Source organism: Ruegeria sp. BJ6, assembly GCF_056537885.1.
The window spans coordinates 52,377-68,667 of the sequence record NZ_JBQFSG010000011.1 but is presented as its reverse complement, the minus strand read 5'-3'; the positions used below and the strand labels follow the sequence as shown (position 1 = coordinate 68,667).

16 protein-coding genes are annotated in these 16,291 nt (G+C 54.5%); 8 read left to right on the top strand and 8 right to left on the bottom strand.

Annotated elements, in window-relative coordinates; translation table 11 throughout:
- Nucleotides 1-146 precede the first annotated feature (146 nt).
- The 6 genes from ACR0D6_RS19080 to phoB all read left to right on the top strand — a co-directional run bounded on the left by ACR0D6_RS19080 (nt 147) and on the right by phoB (nt 6,352).
- The gene (locus ACR0D6_RS19080; RefSeq protein ID WP_170655563.1) at nt 147-1,202 is read left to right on the top strand and encodes a substrate-binding domain-containing protein; all 1,056 of its coding nucleotides are present in this window, start codon (nt 147-149) and stop codon (nt 1,200-1,202) included.
- 80 nt (nt 1,203-1,282) lie between these two features.
- Entirely contained in the window at nt 1,283-2,755 is a 1,473-nt protein-coding gene (gene pstC, locus ACR0D6_RS19075; protein WP_480766691.1) for a phosphate ABC transporter permease subunit PstC, read from the top strand.
- Nucleotides 2,752-4,119, top strand: a complete 1,368-nt coding sequence (gene pstA, locus ACR0D6_RS19070) for a phosphate ABC transporter permease PstA (protein WP_480766690.1) — start codon at nt 2,752-2,754, stop codon at nt 4,117-4,119. Before pstC ends, pstA begins: the two co-directional genes overlap by 4 nt.
- Nucleotides 4,120-4,133: 14 nt before the next feature.
- Complete coding sequence (pstB, locus tag ACR0D6_RS19065; RefSeq protein ID WP_170655557.1) at nt 4,134-4,931, top strand: phosphate ABC transporter ATP-binding protein PstB; 798 nt, start codon at nt 4,134-4,136, stop codon at nt 4,929-4,931.
- A gap of 16 nt (nt 4,932-4,947) precedes the next feature.
- On the top strand, nt 4,948-5,649 hold the full coding sequence (phoU, locus tag ACR0D6_RS19060) for a phosphate signaling complex protein PhoU (protein WP_170655555.1): 702 nt from the start codon (nt 4,948-4,950) through the stop codon (nt 5,647-5,649).
- 13 nt (nt 5,650-5,662) lie between these two features.
- Nucleotides 5,663-6,352 (top strand): phosphate regulon transcriptional regulator PhoB, encoded by a 690-nt coding sequence (phoB, locus tag ACR0D6_RS19055; RefSeq protein ID WP_170655553.1) that lies wholly within the window; start codon nt 5,663-5,665, stop codon nt 6,350-6,352.
- 2 nt (nt 6,353-6,354) lie between these two features.
- Here phoB and ACR0D6_RS19050 read toward each other — a convergent pair whose 3' ends face one another.
- Nucleotides 6,355-7,266, bottom strand: coding sequence for a LysR family transcriptional regulator (locus ACR0D6_RS19050; RefSeq protein ID WP_480766689.1), 912 nt, complete (start codon nt 7,264-7,266; stop codon nt 6,355-6,357).
- Nucleotides 7,267-7,362: 96 nt separating this feature from the next.
- Here ACR0D6_RS19050 and ACR0D6_RS19045 point away from each other — a divergent pair, with 96 nt between their 5' ends.
- Nucleotides 7,363-8,592: an acyl-CoA dehydrogenase gene (locus ACR0D6_RS19045; protein ID WP_480766688.1), complete on the top strand. Its 1,230-nt coding sequence runs from the start codon at nt 7,363-7,365 to the stop codon at nt 8,590-8,592.
- A 190-nt stretch (nt 8,593-8,782) separates the two neighbouring features.
- A complete protein-coding gene (locus tag ACR0D6_RS19040) occupies nt 8,783-9,553 on the top strand; it encodes an SDR family oxidoreductase (RefSeq protein WP_480766687.1) in 771 nt (256 codons plus the stop codon).
- Here the strand turns inward: ACR0D6_RS19040 and ACR0D6_RS19035 are convergent.
- The 7 genes from ACR0D6_RS19035 to ACR0D6_RS19005 all read right to left on the bottom strand — a co-directional run bounded on the left by ACR0D6_RS19035 (nt 9,550) and on the right by ACR0D6_RS19005 (nt 16,251).
- The gene (locus ACR0D6_RS19035) at nt 9,550-10,419 is read right to left on the bottom strand and encodes an acyl-CoA thioesterase (RefSeq protein ID WP_480766686.1); all 870 of its coding nucleotides are present in this window, start codon (nt 10,417-10,419) and stop codon (nt 9,550-9,552) included. The two genes, ACR0D6_RS19040 and ACR0D6_RS19035, sit on opposite strands and share 4 nt — an antisense overlap.
- Before the next feature lie 49 nt (nt 10,420-10,468).
- Nucleotides 10,469-11,704: a serine hydrolase domain-containing protein gene (locus tag ACR0D6_RS19030; RefSeq protein ID WP_480766685.1), complete on the bottom strand. Its 1,236-nt coding sequence runs from the start codon at nt 11,702-11,704 to the stop codon at nt 10,469-10,471.
- Nucleotides 11,705-11,857: 153 nt separating this feature from the next.
- Nucleotides 11,858-12,646, bottom strand: coding sequence for an IclR family transcriptional regulator (locus ACR0D6_RS19025; RefSeq protein WP_480766684.1), 789 nt, complete (start codon nt 12,644-12,646; stop codon nt 11,858-11,860).
- Between the two features lie 19 nt (nt 12,647-12,665).
- Nucleotides 12,666-13,694 carry a phosphotransferase gene (locus tag ACR0D6_RS19020; RefSeq protein WP_480766683.1) on the bottom strand — a complete coding sequence of 343 codons (1,029 nt, stop codon included), beginning with the start codon at nt 13,692-13,694 and terminating at the stop codon, nt 12,666-12,668.
- A 9-nt stretch (nt 13,695-13,703) separates the two neighbouring features.
- On the bottom strand, nt 13,704-14,354 hold the full coding sequence (locus ACR0D6_RS19015) for a histidine phosphatase family protein (protein WP_480766682.1): 651 nt from the start codon (nt 14,352-14,354) through the stop codon (nt 13,704-13,706).
- A gap of 2 nt (nt 14,355-14,356) precedes the next feature.
- Nucleotides 14,357-15,367, bottom strand: a complete 1,011-nt coding sequence (locus ACR0D6_RS19010; protein WP_480766681.1) for an NAD(P)H-dependent flavin oxidoreductase — start codon at nt 15,365-15,367, stop codon at nt 14,357-14,359.
- A 62-nt stretch (nt 15,368-15,429) separates the two neighbouring features.
- Complete coding sequence (locus ACR0D6_RS19005) at nt 15,430-16,251, bottom strand: SDR family oxidoreductase (RefSeq protein ID WP_480766680.1); 822 nt, start codon at nt 16,249-16,251, stop codon at nt 15,430-15,432.
- Between the last annotated feature and the right edge of the window lie 40 nt (nt 16,252-16,291).

Here is a 16,291-nt window from a genome sequence, read left to right as displayed (position 1 = left end):
AGCTTTGCGTCAGGTCATTCGAATTTCAGGCTCCTTGTCATAATACTGTTACACAGCTGTCACAAAAGGCTTACGTGCCGCTCGTAGGGGTTCGCGCAGGATCATCATGGGGGTGATCGTTGAAATTCATTGCCAAGGAGACTGAAATGTCCTTTGTAAAACTGTCGGCTTCGGCGCTTGCTATCGCGGCCGTATCGGCCACCACTGCTGCAGCCCGTGATCAGGTTCAGGTTGCCGGTTCTTCGACCGTACTGCCATACGCGTCGATCGTAGCTGAAGCCTTCGGTGAGAACTTTGACTTCCCCACACCGGTTGTTGAATCGGGTGGCTCCTCTGCAGGCCTCAAGCGTTTCTGTGAAGGTGTTGGCGAAAACACCATCGACGTGGCCAACGCGTCGCGCCAAATTCGCGAGAAGGAAATCAAAGCCTGTGCCGACAATGGTGTGACGGACATCATCGAAGTTCAGATTGGCTATGACGGCATTGTCTTCGCCAGCGACATCAACGGCAACTCGTTCGAATTCACGCCAGAGGACTGGTACAAGGCCCTGTCCGCTCAGGTCGTAGTTGACGGCGCGCTGGTCGACAACCCCTACAAGACCTGGGATCAGGTCAACGCGAACTTCCCGGCACAGCCGATTGCCGCCTTCATCCCGGGCACTAAGCACGGTACCCGTGAAGTTTTCGAAGACAAAGTGATCCTGGCAGGCTGTGAACACCTTGGCGACTTTGACGTCTATCTTGCCGCTGCCGAGGGCGATAGCGACAAGGCCAAGAAAAAAGCAGCTGAAAAAGCTTGTATTGCTCTGCGCACCGACGGCGTTTCTGTCGACATCGATGGTGACTACACCGAGACCCTGGCGCGCATCGACAGCAACAAGGACGGTATCGGCGTCTTTGGTCTGGCGTTCTACGAAAACAACACCGACAAGCTGCAGGTAGCGACCATGTCGGATGTGACCCCGTCGACCGAAACCATCGCCACGGGCGAATATCCGGTGTCCCGCCCGCTGTTCTTCTACGTGAAGAAAGCTCATATCGGCGTGATCCCTGGCCTGAAGGAATATGCCGAGTTCTTCGTCGCGGATGAGATTGCTGGTCCTGACGGCCCGCTGGCACAGTACGGACTGGTTTCCGATCCGGAACTGGCCAAGGTACAGGACGCAGTGGCAAACGAAACCGTCCTGGGCGGCGGTTCCTGATCCAGACCTCACACGAACCGGGGCGTTGAGAATGCCCCGGTTCACATTGACTCCAAACTTCTCCTCCCCACGGAGTTCTTATGCCTCTATCATGGCTGTTGATCGTCCTGATCGTAATTTCAGCGGTTGGCTTTTTGGCGGGCCGCACGCGTGCTTTGTCCAGTGCACAGGGTGACGCACGAGAGTTACACTCTCTGCCGTCCTATTACGGGTACAACGTGGCACTCAGCGCGCTGGTTCCTGCACTCGCCTTGTTGATCATTTGGTTGTTGGTTCAGCCACTTATCGTCAACAACACCGCATCTGGCATGATCCCCGACCAGGCCATCCCGGAAGGTTCCACCCGTGGGCTGATTATGAGTGAGGTTCGCCGTGTTGCCGACGGGTTGGACGGCGCAATAGCTTCAGGTGCCATAACCGAGGAATTCGCGCAAAACGCGCGCGCGGACATCACGGACGTGACTTCCCGCCTGAAAGAGGCCGGCCAGGTTATCACTCAAAACGTAACGACGCCTGTTTTGCGCGCTGCACAAGAATACCGCGTTATGAATGCATACGGTAAGACCGCGATGCAGATTGCGGTCATAGCGGTCGCCTTGCTGGGCTGGGCATATTCCTATGTGCGAACTCACAAGGAATTTCGGGCGCGCAACGTGGTTGAGCGGGGCATTCTCGCATTGCTTTTGTTGGCCGCTTCAATCGCGATCCTGACAACCATCGGCATCGTTTTGTCGATGCTGTTCGAAACGATGAACTTCTTTCAGCTGCATTCCTGGAAAGATTTCTTTTTCGGCAGCACCTGGGCTCCCAACTTTCGCGGAGGCAGTGAATTATCCATTCTGCCGCTGCTTTGGGGAACACTGTACATTTCTCTGATCGCGTTGTTCGTGGCGGTCCCAATCGGCTTGTTCGCTGCGATTTATCTGTCGGAATACGCCTCTGTCGCGACGCGTTCACTGGCAAAACCCCTGCTTGAAATTCTGGCGGGTATTCCGACCATTGTTTATGGTCTGTTTGCCCTGCTGACCGTCGGCCCGGCGCTAGTTGCGTTGTTTGGGGACGGTGGTGCAATTGGCGTTGGCTGGATGGCGAGTTCGAATGCGGTGCTGACAGCGGGTCTGGTCATGGGGATCATGCTTATCCCCTTTGTATCATCGCTGTCCGATGACATCATCAACGCGGTGCCTCAGTCGATGCGCGACGGCTCACTCGGGCTGGGAGCCACCCATTCCGAGACAGTACGACAGGTTGTTCTGCCCGCCGCGCTGCCGGGGATCGTAGGTGCCATCCTGTTGGCGGCGAGCCGTGCCATCGGTGAAACGATGATCGTTGTGATGGCTGCCGGTGCAATCGCGAAGTTTTCGCTGAACCCGTTTGAGGCGATGACGACGATCACCACAAGGATTGTCAGCCAGCTAACGGGTGACACGGATTTTGCCAGCGCCGAGACACTGGTGGCCTTTGCGCTGGGTTTGACCCTGTTTGTTATTACACTGGGGCTGAATATCTTTGCCCTCTACATCGTACGCAAATACCGGGAACAGTACGAATGACCGATATCTCTCAAACACCACCAAACGCTCCGGTGCCCGGTGCAAGCGGCAAAGGTGGGTCGCTGTTCGAAAAAGATGCGCGCACGAAACGGCGCAATGCCGCTGAAAGCCGGTTCAAAATGTACGGAATAGCCGCAATCGGCGTCGGCTTGCTGATGTTGGCTGTACTGGTTACCAACATCGTCACCGCAGGAGTGGGCGCGTTCCAGCAGACCTATCTGGAACTCGATGTCGATCTGTTGGCAAGCAAGCTGGATAAGAACGGCAAGCGCAACATCGAAGAAATCAAGAAGGTATCGACCTTTGGGTATGCCCCTCTGGTCTCAACCGCGTTGGAAAAGAAGGTCGCTGAACTGGGAATTCAGACAGATCTGCCGCCCAAGAAAATGGGTGGCATCCTGTCCAAATCTGCGCTGGCCAAGTTGAGAAACTATGTAATTGCGAACCCTGACGAAATTGGAAATACGGTCAGTTTCAAGTTCCTCGCGAACAGCCGTGTCGATGGGTATGTCAAAGGGCGCGTGACACGCGAATCCATTGCAAACGACAAAAGTATCTCGGTCGAGCAACTGGATTTCGTCGATCAGTTGATCAGTGCCGGCATCCTGTACAAGGCGTTCAATCCTGACTTTATTTTCGGCACGGATGCATCGGACCAGCGCCCGGAAGCCGCCGGAATTGGCGTGTCGATGCTGGGCTCGCTGTTCATGATGCTGGTTGTTCTGGCACTGGCATTGCCGATTGGTGTGGCCGCTTCGATCTATCTTGAGGAATTTGCGCCGCAAAACCGACTGACGGACATCATCGAAGTTAACATTTCGAACCTTGCAGCCGTGCCGTCGATTGTCTTCGGTATTCTGGGTCTGGCCGTGTTCATCAACTACATGCATCTGCCGACTTCGGCGCCGCTGGTTGGCGGGCTTGTTCTGACGTTGATGACGCTGCCGACAATCATCATCTCGACGCGAGCCTCACTCAAGGCGGTTCCTCCCTCAATCCGGGACGCGGCGCTTGGGGTAGGGGCCTCGAAAATGCAGGCGGTGTTCCACCATGTTCTGCCACTTGCCGCACCCGGTATTTTGACAGGTACCATTATTGGTCTGGCGCAGGCTCTTGGAGAAACCGCACCGCTGTTGCTTATCGGGATGGTCGGCTTCATCGCGTCGAATCCGCCCGACAGCCTTGTCGCAGGGTTCTTGTCGCCAAACTCGGCCATGCCCGCGCAAATCTATGAGTGGTCAAAACGCGCCGATCCGGCCTTTTATGAACGCGCCTGGGGAGGCATCATCATCCTGCTGATCTTCCTCGTGACCATGAACACTGTGGCCGTGATCCTGCGCCGCCGCTTTGAACGCCGCTGGTAAGTGAGGCAAAAGAAATGAACGATATGTCTCGACTGGAGAGAACCGTGGAATCCCGTGATATCAAGATCGCCGCCAAAGACGTTCAGGTCTATTACGGCGACACACACGCCATCAAGGACGTGAATGTCGAAATTGAAGACAAGACCGTTACTGCCTTTATCGGACCGTCAGGTTGCGGCAAATCAACTTTCCTTCGGTGCCTGAACCGGATGAATGACACCATCGACATTTGCCGGGTCAAGGGCGATATCCTGTTGGACGGCGAAGACATCTATGACAAGCGTGTCGATCCGGTGCAATTGCGCGCCAAGGTAGGTATGGTGTTTCAAAAGCCAAACCCATTTCCCAAGTCGATCTACGACAATGTGGCCTATGGTCCGCGCATTCATGGCCTTGCTAAGAATAAGGCAGAACTGGATGAGATTGTTGAGAAATCCCTGCGTCGTGGGGCAATCTGGGACGAAGTGAAAGATCGCTTGGATGCGCCGGGAACCGGTCTGTCCGGGGGGCAGCAACAGCGCTTGTGCATCGCACGTGCCGTCGCGACCGCGCCCGAGGTTCTGTTGATGGACGAGCCTTGCTCGGCCCTTGATCCGATCGCGACTGCACAGGTCGAGGAACTGATCGACGACCTGCGCAAGCGGTATTCGGTGGTGATCGTGACCCACTCGATGCAGCAGGCCGCGCGGGTCAGTCAGAAAACGGCATTCTTTCATTTGGGCAATCTCGTGGAGTTCGGTGAGACCGGTCAGATCTTTACCAACCCCGAAGATCCCCGCACCGAAAGTTACATCACCGGCCGTATCGGCTGAGGACAGGTATTTACAAATGACCGAACAACATATCGCATCCGCATTCGATCGCGATCTCGAGGCGATCCAGGCTCATATCATGAAAATGGGCGGCATGGTCGAAGCAGCGATCATGGGCGCCGCCAGGTCGCTGGAAACCCGTGACGAGGAATTGGCCCAAACCGTTCGACAGGGCGACAAGGCCATCGACGCGCTGGAAGAACTGATCAACGAAGAAACCGCGCGTTTGATCGCTTTGCGTGCACCTACAGCCGGGGATTTGCGGCTGGTGCTTTCGGTGCTCAAGGTTTCGGCCAATCTGGAACGGATCGGTGACTACGCCAAGAACATCGCCAAGCGCACAACGGTTCTGGTCAATGCGCATGAAGTTAATGGCAGCGCCTCGGCCCTGCGGCGTATGGCGCGTGAAGTCGAAGTCATGCTGCGTGATGCATTGGATGCCTATATTCAGCGGGATGCCGAGCTGGCTTCTGACGTGATCGGCCGGGATGAGGATGTCGACCAGATGTATAACGGTCTGTTCCGTGAGTTTTTGACCTTTATGGCCGAAGACCCGCGCAACATTTCCTCATGCATGCATCTGCATTTCATCGCCAAGAATATCGAGCGTATGGGCGATCATGTAACGGCAATTGCCGAGCAGGTCGTATATCTTGTCACCGGCGAGCGCCCGACAGAGTCTCGGCCCAAGGCCGACACAACGTCGCAAACCATCTAGGAGGCTGCGTTCCATGTCCGCAGATCAGCCGACAGTTCTGGTTGTCGAGGATGAATTGGCCCAGCGAGAGGTGCTTGCCTACAACCTCGAAGCCGAGGGTTTTCAGGTATCCAAGGCAGAAAGCGGCGACGAGGCGCTGCTGCTGGTGGATGAGGACAGTCCGGACATCATCGTCCTCGACTGGATGATGCCCAACCTCAGCGGGATCGAAGTTTGCCGGCGGCTGAAGTCCCGCCCGGATACGCGTTCGATCCCGATCATCATGCTTTCGGCGCGCAGCGAAGAAGTGGACAAGGTTCGTGGTCTTGAGACCGGCGCAGATGATTATGTGGTGAAGCCATATTCAATTGTCGAACTGATGGCGCGGGTCCGGACACAATTGCGCCGCGTCCGCCCGGCGACTGTTGGACTTCGCCTTGAATTCGACGACATCGTTCTGGATTCAGAAACACACAAGGTCAGCCGAGGTGAAAAACCCTTGAAGCTTGGCCCGACCGAGTTTCGTTTGCTGAGCACCTTCATGGAAAAACCGGGACGTGTCTGGAGCAGGGAGCAACTGCTGGACCGTGTTTGGGGACGCGATATCTATGTCGATACGCGCACCGTGGACGTACATATCGGACGCCTGCGCAAGGCCCTGACACAGCACGGTGGCGCAGATCCGGTTCGTACAGTACGCGGTGCGGGGTACGCACTGGGTTAATCCTACCGCGGTAACGTGTCTTCGGATTGCGCATGCGACCCCAGCCAATGGCGAAACTCCCGCAAGGAAGGATCGTCGCCTTTGGTTTTGGGCCAGACCAGGTAGTAGGCGCCCACCGTCTCGACGGCATCAGGAAAGGCAGCGATCAGCTTGCCGGTGGCCAGTTCCTGTTCCACAAGGTAATTTGGTAAAAGAGCGGCGCCCAACCCATGAAGCGCAGCCTGACTGATCGTCGAAAACTGGTCATGAATCGTGCCGGGCAGGGGAGAGGGATGCGTAACCCCCATCTGCCGAAACCAATCCTGCCAGGCACTGGGGCGCGTCTGAATATGCAAAAGAGGAATCCTTAGCAGATCCTTCGGCGACTTGGGTGTCCCATTAGGCAAGAGAGACGGCGCGCAGACTGGCAGAACATGTTCGATCTTGAGGAGCAGGCGATCAGTTCCGGGCCAATCAGGTTCGCCAAAATGCAGTGCTGCATCAAATGGTTCTGACGCAAAGCTGAAGGGCCTGAGCCGCGTTGACATGTTGATTGTGATGTCGGGGTGCAGTCGCGCGAATTCGGGCAGCCGGGGCATTAGCCAGCGCATACCAAATGTCGGAAGTATTGCCAGGTTCAGAGTTCCGCCAACGGGCGCTACATGCAGCCTGAAAGAAGCCTGAGTTATCTGATTCAGGGCTTGCCGGATTTCACTGACATAATCCTGTGCTACCGGCGTCAATGACAGCCTTTTTCTGTCCCGGCTAATCAGCTCGACGTCAAGCTGCGATTCCAGCGTCTGCAATTGTCGGCTGATCGCGCTTTGTGTCAGTGACAGTTCGTCAGCGACTGCTGAAGCAGAACCAAGACGGTCAAGCGCTTCCAATGCGCGTAACGAGGAAAGTGACGGCAAAAGCCTGCGTGATGTTTTCATGTATGCGTTTTACTCATGAAACTGTGAAAAAGTCTCGCTGTATCTTGAGGCAATGGCAGAGTAGGGTGCCCCAAACAGATGAAGTGGAGTTGTGCCATGAATGCCCCGGATCCAAAACCAACCCTCCGCGCCAAGGATGCACCTGATCTCGGAAAATTCACTTGGGACGACCCGTTCCGGTTATCGGAACAGCTGACCGAAGATGAACGGATGGTTGCAGACAGCGCCTATGCCTATGCTCAGGAAAAGCTGCAGCCACGCGTTACCGAAGCGTTCCAGAACGAAGAAACCGATCCGGAGATTTTCCGCGAGATGGGTGAAATGGGATTGCTGGGAACAACGATCCCCGAAGAATATGGCGGCATTGGCGCGGGCTATGTCACTTACGGTCTGGTCGCTCGGGAAGTTGAGCGTGTGGATTCAGGCTATCGGTCCATGATGTCTGTCCAAAGCTCATTGGTCATGTACCCGATCTACGCCTACGGCAGCGAGGAACAGCGGCGGAAATATCTGCCCAAACTTGCCAGCGGCGAATGGATCGGTTGTTTCGGGCTGACCGAGGCTGATGCCGGTTCGGACCCCGCAGGAATGAAAACACGGGCTGAGAAAACTGAAGGCGGCTACCGACTGACTGGCAGCAAGATGTGGATTTCGAATTCACCTATCGCCGACGTTTTCGTGGTTTGGGCAAAGTCTGATGCGCATGACGGAAAAGTCCGCGGGTTTGTCCTTGAGAAGGGCGTCAAGGGTCTGAGTGCGCCCAAGATCAAAAACAAACTGAGCCTGCGCGCGTCGATCACTGGCGAAATCGTTCTGGATAACGTCGAGGTCGGCGAAGACGCTCTGCTACCTCACGTTCAAGGTTTGAAAGGTCCGTTCGGATGTTTGAACCGGGCAAGGTACGGGATCAGCTGGGGAGTTATGGGGGCCGCCGAATGTTGTTGGCACGCAGCCCGGCAATATGGTCTGGACCGCAAGCAGTTCAATCGACCGCTGGCGCAAACTCAACTGTTTCAACGAAAACTCGCTGATATGCAGACCGAGATAGCGTTGGGATTGCAATCCAGCCTTCGCGTCGGACGTCTTCTGGATGAAGCCAATGCAGCGCCTGAAATGGTTTCCATCGTCAAACGCAACAACTGTGGCAAAGCGCTGGATATCGCGCGGATGTCGCGGGACATGCACGGCGGAAACGGTATTTCTTTAGAATTCAATGTCGTACGGCACATGGTGAATCTTGAGACCGTTAATACCTATGAAGGAACACACGATGTTCACGCACTGATCTTGGGCCGCGCACAAACAGGGCTTCAGGCATTTTTCTAACGGCAGGGATTATGGCTGAGATGTTGGATGTGTGTGTCTGCATAGGTAGCTAGTATTATTCGCATAATCGGTATTATGGTAATAATAGGGTGACGCGACGTACCACGCGTCCACCCTTGGCCGTTTGTTATCCCATCACTACGATCCTCGGTTGAAACATAAGTTTGATGCCGGAAATTTGGATTGGGATATGGAACTGAAAGACAGGATTGTGGTCATTACCGGCGCAGCTGGTGGTATCGGCAAAGGATTGGCCGAGCGGTTTGCTAATGAAAACCCCAAGTGCGTCGTATGCGCTGATATCGATCTGGACGCTGCGCGGGTCGTGGCGGAAGAAATCGGTGGCGTTGCTTTCAAGTGCGATGTGTCCAGTGAAACCAACATCGAGTCGCTGATTACAACTGTCGAAAAAGATATCGGGCCAATTGATTTATTCTGCTCGAACGCGGGAATTCTGACGCTGGGTGGCCTCGACGTTCCGGACGAAGATTGGAACCGAATTTGGGACATTAATCTCATGTCCCATGTTTGGGCTGCGCGTCATGTAGTGCCACGCATGATTGCCCGTGGCGGTGGTTATCTATTGAACACAGCCTCGGCGGCCGGGCTTCTAAATCAACCGGGTGCAGCGCCTTATGGGGTTACCAAGCACGCAGCGGTTGGTCTGGCCGAGTGGCTGGCTTTGACATACGGCGATAAAGGAATTGGGGTTTCGGTGTTGTGCCCTCAGGCCGTTCGATCTGAAATGACCCGTGGGCACGAAGATTCCGTAGCAGCAATAGACGGAATGCTGGAACCTGAGCATGTGGCTGAGGCGTGTGTTGAGGCAATTCGCGACGAACGCTTCCTAATTTTGCCGCACCCGCAGGTATTGGACTATATGCGCCTTAAGACGTCAGACTATGACAGATGGATCGGCGGAATGCGTAAGCTAAACAGGCAGTTTAGCGGCGATAGTTAATCTTTTCTCAGAGGTCGGCGCATAAGTCCTTCCTGAGCGACCGACGCAACCAATACGCCATCTTCTGTGTAGATCGATCCTCGGTTGAAGCTACGCCCCTGCCCTGTCCAAGGGGCATCCATCGAATACAGGTGCCAGTTTTCGAATTGAATCGGCGCATGAAACCACATGGTGTGATCCAGGCTGGCGCCGTTCACTTCGCGTTTGAACCAGCTCAACCCGTGAGGGCGCATACCGGAACTCAGCAGTGCCATATCAGACGCGTAGGCCAGCAGAATATGTTGCGTTTGTGGGTCGGCGCCTGCGGCAGCACCCATGCGGAACCAAAGGTGATTCCGGTCGTCGGCCTTAACCGGATCAAAAAGATCCAGCGGGTCGACTTCCCGTACTTCGATCGGCCTCTCACGCATGAATTCCTTTCGGTAATTCTCTGGTACCCGATCAAGGTATTTCTGCCTCAATTCGTCTCGGGACGGATGGTGCTCGGCTTTCTCGACACTGGGCATGGGATGTTGATAATCCCAACCTTCATCCTGCACGTGGAACGATGCGGACATGTTCAGAATTTGCTTGCCGTGCTGGATCGCAACAACGCGCCGAGTGGTAAATGAACCTCCATCTCGCGCTCTATCTACCTGATAAACAACGGGTATACTTGGATCGCCAGGGCGGATGAAATAGGCGTGCAGAGAATGACAAAGCCGATCCTCGACGGTGCGATAGGCAGCAGCCAAAGCCTGGGCAACCACCTGCCCTCCGTATATTCGTGTTGGCGTTTCGCCCCCGGACCCGGTGCCGCGAAACAGATCGACCTCGAGCCTTTCCAGGTTCAGCAGGTCAAGAAGAATGCGTTCCGCTTCCGTCATTGTGTGTCCTTAGTTTCAGCCCTGCATTCAGGTATCAGCCCGCTCAAGGTCAATCAATGAGTGCGGCGTGAACAAGCGCTTTTAACTCGGACCGTGAAGGATATGAACTGGACGGGGAAAGCTGTGTAAAAAAGATCACTGTCAGATCGAGTACCGGATCAATCCAGAAAAAGGTCGAGGCCATTCCACCCCAACTGAAATCGCCAACAGATCCTGCTACACGTGCTTTGACCGGATCCAGCATAACGGCGCCACCAAGGCCAAATCCCATACCTTCCATTGGTTGTTCAGCGAAACTTTGCGGTCCCATTGATGCAATGTCGCCCGGTAAGTGATTGCGCATCATCAACTTTCTTGTATCAACCTCCAAAAGCCTGCCATTCACGCCCATACCGCCACTGCGAAGCATATCTGCAAACCGACAATAATCGTCGATGGTACTGACTAAGCCGCCACCACCGGAATACAGGACCGCATTTTCAAAAGGAGAATGCCCGGCCTGATCCACTAAACGCAAAGTCTCATCGCCTGATTTAGCTGCATTAAGGGCCATCGCATCGCCCTCGAGCGGTGTATAAAGGGACGCAAATCTGTCCCCTGCCCCTTTTGGCGCAGAAAACCCTGTTTCTGTCATTCCGAGAGGTTCGAAAATTTCATCCTGAAAAAAGCATTCAAGTGTTTTGCCAGAAACAATTTCAACAACACGCCCTATGACGTCGATACCAACAGAATACTCCCAACGCGAACCCGGCTGAAAAGCAAGTGGCAGAGCCGCCAGGGCATCAACCATCACCGACAATTCACCCTGATTGGGTTTGAACGTCAGGCCCTGTTCGTCCATCGCCTTTGGCAGGATACCCGGGTTGAAGGAATAGCTGAGCCCGCTTGTATGCGTCAGCAACTGGCGCAGCGTGGGCACCGATGACGGCTCGACCTGATCGGTTCCCACAGCTTCGGGGATCAGGGCGTACATATCGTCGAACGATGGAATAATCTCGGCGACTGGAGCATCAAGACGGAGAAGCCCACGTTCCACCAGCATCATCAATGCAACCGTAGTCACCGGCTTGGTCATTGAATAGATTCTCACCAGCGTTTCACGCTGGAACGGGAGGCTGTTTTCTACACTGCGCAATCCCGCCTCGTTGAAATAAACTTCGCTACCCGAGCGGCTTATCAGGACAGAGCTGCCGGCATATTTACGCTCGTCAACATATTGCTGCATCCAGGAAGAGATACGATTCAACCTGGATTGATCGAATCCATGATGTGTAGACGTATCCATTCCTTCAGGCTCTCCTTACATTGCATGAACTGAGTGTCCTTCGGAGTGGGCAGAGAAGGAAGTACGTAGGAATACGCATCCTGAACTGACCCGCTTCACAGCGCACTGCCTAAAATTTGAATTTGAGTTTTCTTTGAAGAAGATTGCGGCTTGTTACGGCTTCATTCCAAGAAACCTTGCTGCCTGCACCAGTTTCTCGGCGTAATCTTCCTCCAATTGGCGGGGTGAGACGTGAAAACTGGGCCCACCAACATTAAGCCCGAATATTCGACCATCCTCGAGAGAATGAACCGGAGCGGAAATCGCGTTAACGTCTTCGCGCCACAGTCCAAAACCGGTGCAGTACCCCTTGGCGCTGCATTCTTCCTCGGCGGAACGAATTATTGCCCAGAGTTCGTCCTGCGAACGACCAAGATCATCGAATGCCGCTGAAACGGCCGCTTCCTGCTCTGCTTCCGGCATACCGGCAAGGATCGAACGGCCCATGGATGAGTAAAACAATGGCAACCGTGACCCCACATGCATGGTCAAAGCGACGTTCTCGCGCGATCTGTTTACCGCCACGTAGATGACGTCGGAACGATGTGCCTCACCCAGAGCGGCGGTTATGTAGGAATTGGGTCCGTCGCGCAGATCTCTTAGGGCAACAGCAGACCTGTCGCATACATCGATTGAGGCCAAAGCAGAAAATCCAAGGCGCAAGACCCCTACCCCTAGGCGGTATGACCCTCCTTGTTGTTCCTGCACCAGATACCCCAATTGGCACAACGTGTGCGTCAGGCGCGATACAGTGGGCTTGGGCAATCCGGTTCGATCTGAAAAATCGAGGTTTGTTAGAGTTGTCTCTCCGGATCGAAAGCACCGCAGAATATCCAGGCCACGCGCCAGCGCCGTGACAAAATTTCGATCTTTTTCGTCTTGTGGTGTCAAACCTCGTTCCATCTTGTTCGCGCTGCTGGAGTTACTGTTTCAATGCATCAAGTCCGTTTTGGGCAAACACAGGTACATATTGACCTAACATCTTCGCCCTTTCCGGATTGGACGCGTTGCCATCCAGCGCGCGCTTGTAAACGCCCTGAATGATTGCCGCCATGCGAAAGAAATTGAAGGCGAGGTAAAAGCCGAAGTTCTCGATTTCTGGTAACCCTCGACGCTTACGATAGCTTGCAATGAACTCTTGGTCGGACGGCAAACCCAATGATTGCCTGTCAATGCCAGCCAGGCCGCGCCCGTCTTTTCCGGGGGGCATCTGCCACTGCATGATAACCGCCGCCAGATCTGCATAAGGGTGGCCAATTGTCGACAACTCCCAGTCCAGAATTCCCAAGCAGCGTGTGCCGTTTTTTTCGAACATCATGTTATCTATTCGATAGTCACCGTGAACCAGCGTTCTCTGCCCGTCGTCGGCGGGCATGTTGACCTCCAACGCGTGGATCAGTTCATCCATCTGTTGGATTTTTGCAGTCTCAGACGCGCGATACTGCTTGGTCCAGCGGCCTATCTGTCTTACAAAGTAGTTTCCCGGTGGCCCATATTCCGACAACCCCACCGCATCGATATTGACACTGTGCAATTCGGCCAGAACCCGGTTCATTTCGTCGATTACCGCGGCGCGGGTTTCGTTCGTTTCCCCCTTCATCGACGGTTCGTCAAAGTTGCGGCCGTCCAGATGCTCCATAACGTAGAAGGCTGACCCGATAACTTCGTCGTCTTCACATAATGTGTACATGCGCGGTACAGGCACCCGGCTATTGGCCAGCGCCTTTTGAACACGGAACTCACGATCCACAGCATGCGCGGATTTAAGGAGAACTCCCGGCGGTTTACGCCGCAGAACGTACTTTTTTGAGGGGGTTTCCAGCAGGAAAGTCGGGTTCGACTGGCCGACCGCAAACTTGGTCGCGCTAACTGGACCTTCATAATCCTCAAGATTCTCTCGAAGATACGTGTCCACTGCTTTCAGATCGAGGTGGTTTGAAACATCGTTCATTGGCAGCCCTTAACTATAGGTCAACATTCCGGCCACTTCCTGCGGCGCGAAATGCGGAGTTACATTGAATTCATGTAAAAAGAATGCCTTGGGCGTGAATATGAACCTTGTCATCGAGGTGTTTTTGACCTGCAGGTTCAAGGCAATCATCTGATCCGGCGGTGCCCCGAGAGTTGCCGCAACCAGTTGGCCAATAGCCCCGCCAGAGCTTACGACGAGCACGCGGTTTACGTTGGTATCCGTTGAAAAAGATCGCGCTTCTTCAATCCGGCGCTTGAAGGAAACCCAGCTTTCCTTGGCATTCTCAAGCCCCCCTGCCTGCCACTCGGCCAGGGTTTCGCGCAGGGTACGAAAATGGGTCTTTCGGTCATACTGAACCGAGTCCGGTATTTCCCCGCCAAACTTCACACGAAGGAGGTCGTGAAAATCGTATTCATTCCAACCGAAATGCTCGTGGGTTTCGACATCAAACCCCATGGAGGCCACAGTTTCCTTTTGACGAAACAATGTCCCAGTGACGACTCTGTCAGGTACCCAGCCCGAAGCCCTCAAGGCATCCCCTGCAAGTGCAGATTGTTTGTGGCCCAATTCGCTCAGACGATCATAGTCATCTGCGCCGAATGATGCCTGTGCATGCCGGATTACCAGAAGTTCCGCCATGGTTAGCTTGTAAACTCGGATGCCAGTTTCGTCCCGGCATTTCTGTACTCGCGATCGATACGATTGATCAGGTCTGCAGTGCTGACAACTTCGGTTACATCACCGATCCCCTGCCCCGACCCCCAAATCTCTTTCCATGCCTTGGGTTTGGCAGATCCCTGACTGAAGCTCATTGAACTCGCATCGGCTGAGGGCAGGTTTTCCGGATCCATACCCGCACGTTCTACGGATTTCTTCAGATAATTCCCGTGAACCCCAGTGAACAAAGACGAATACACGATGTCTTCTGCGCCACTTTCGACAATCAGGCGCTTGTAATCGTCGTGCGCGCTTGCCTCATGCGTTGCGATGAACGGCGAGCCGACATACCCGAAATCAGCCCCCATGGCCCGTGCCGCCAACAGCGCTTCTCCGCTTGCAATTGCTCCAGACAAGGCCAGAGGGCCGTCGAACCATTGCCGGATTTCCCGGATCAGAGCCAAAGGGGATTGCTGTCCTGCATGCCCCCCAGCCCCGGCTGCGACGGCGATCAATCCGTCGGCGCCTTTATCAATGGCTTTTCTGGCGAACGTATTATTGATCACATCATGCAGAACAACGCCACCACAGCTGTGAGCGGCCTCGTTGACCTCAACCCGTGCACCCAGTGACGTGATCCAGACCGGGACTTTCCATCGCGTACAAATCTCAAGATCTCTTTCCAACCTTTCATTCGAACGATGCACGATCTGGTTCACCGCAAAGGGCGCGGCGGGTTGGTCGGGGTTGTCCTGATTATGACGATCAAGTTCTTCGGTGATTTGCCTTAGCCAACTCTCCAGCAAAGGCGGCTCTCCGGCTGCTTCCCGCGCGTTCAGAGCTGGGAACGACCCAATGATACCAGCCTTGCACTGCGCGATAACCAGGTCGGGAACCGAGATGATAAACAGAGGCGACCCGATCATTGGCAATCGCAATCCGCGAAGTTGTTCCGGCAGGCGGGCTTCGTTACGGTTCCAGATCAAATCTTTCATTCTTCGTTCCCCAATTAGCATGCAACGGGATCTCCCGCATTGGCCATCCAGTTAAGATTTTGCTATTGCAGTGCTTTTTCAAATATGTTGTGGCCGGACATTACATTAATGCCCCCCGAGACCGGTATCACCGCCCCGGTAACATATGACCCGCCGCGTCCGCACAGAAACAGCATGCATCCGGCAATGTCCTCATCCCGGCCAACCCGTTTCAGTGGTACATCTTCACCGACCTTTTCCCGCTTTTCTTCGTCATGCGTCGCAAAGGCCGTCATTCTGGAAACGAAAGGTCCCGGAGCCAAAGCGTTTACGGTTACGAAGTAGGGTGACAGTTCCTTTGCCATGACCCGGCTCAGGTGGATTACAGCAGCCTTCGAGGCAGAATAGCTGTATGCGCCGTCCCCCATTGGAATTTCACCCATTACCGAACCTACATTCACGACGCGCGCCGGATCATCCACTGTCGCGGATTTCATGAGCAACGGCAAAAGTTTCTGGGTCAGATCGAATACACCTGCGACATTGACAGACATTACTTTTTCCCACGCCTCATAGGGAAACTGGCCCATAGGCGCACCCCAGGTAACTCCGGCGTTATTCATCAATATATCAATGCTATCCGTTCTGATCTTAACGTTCTCAACCAAGGCGTCTACGCCCTCTTTGCTGCCAACGTCGCCCGCAAATCCCTCTGCAGTTCCCGAGGCATCAAGCGCATTGAGCTCGGCAGCCACAGCTTCACATGCTTCACCCTTACGGGAAGCGATCAAAACGCGAGCACCTGCCCGAACCAGCGCTTCGGCCGCCATTCGGCCAATTCCGGTTGCTCCGCCTGTCACCAGTGCAGTTTTCCCTTTTAGAGAGAAAAGTTCGTCGATGGTCATGCTATAATCCTTCTGACTCTGTGCATTCGATTGAGGAATG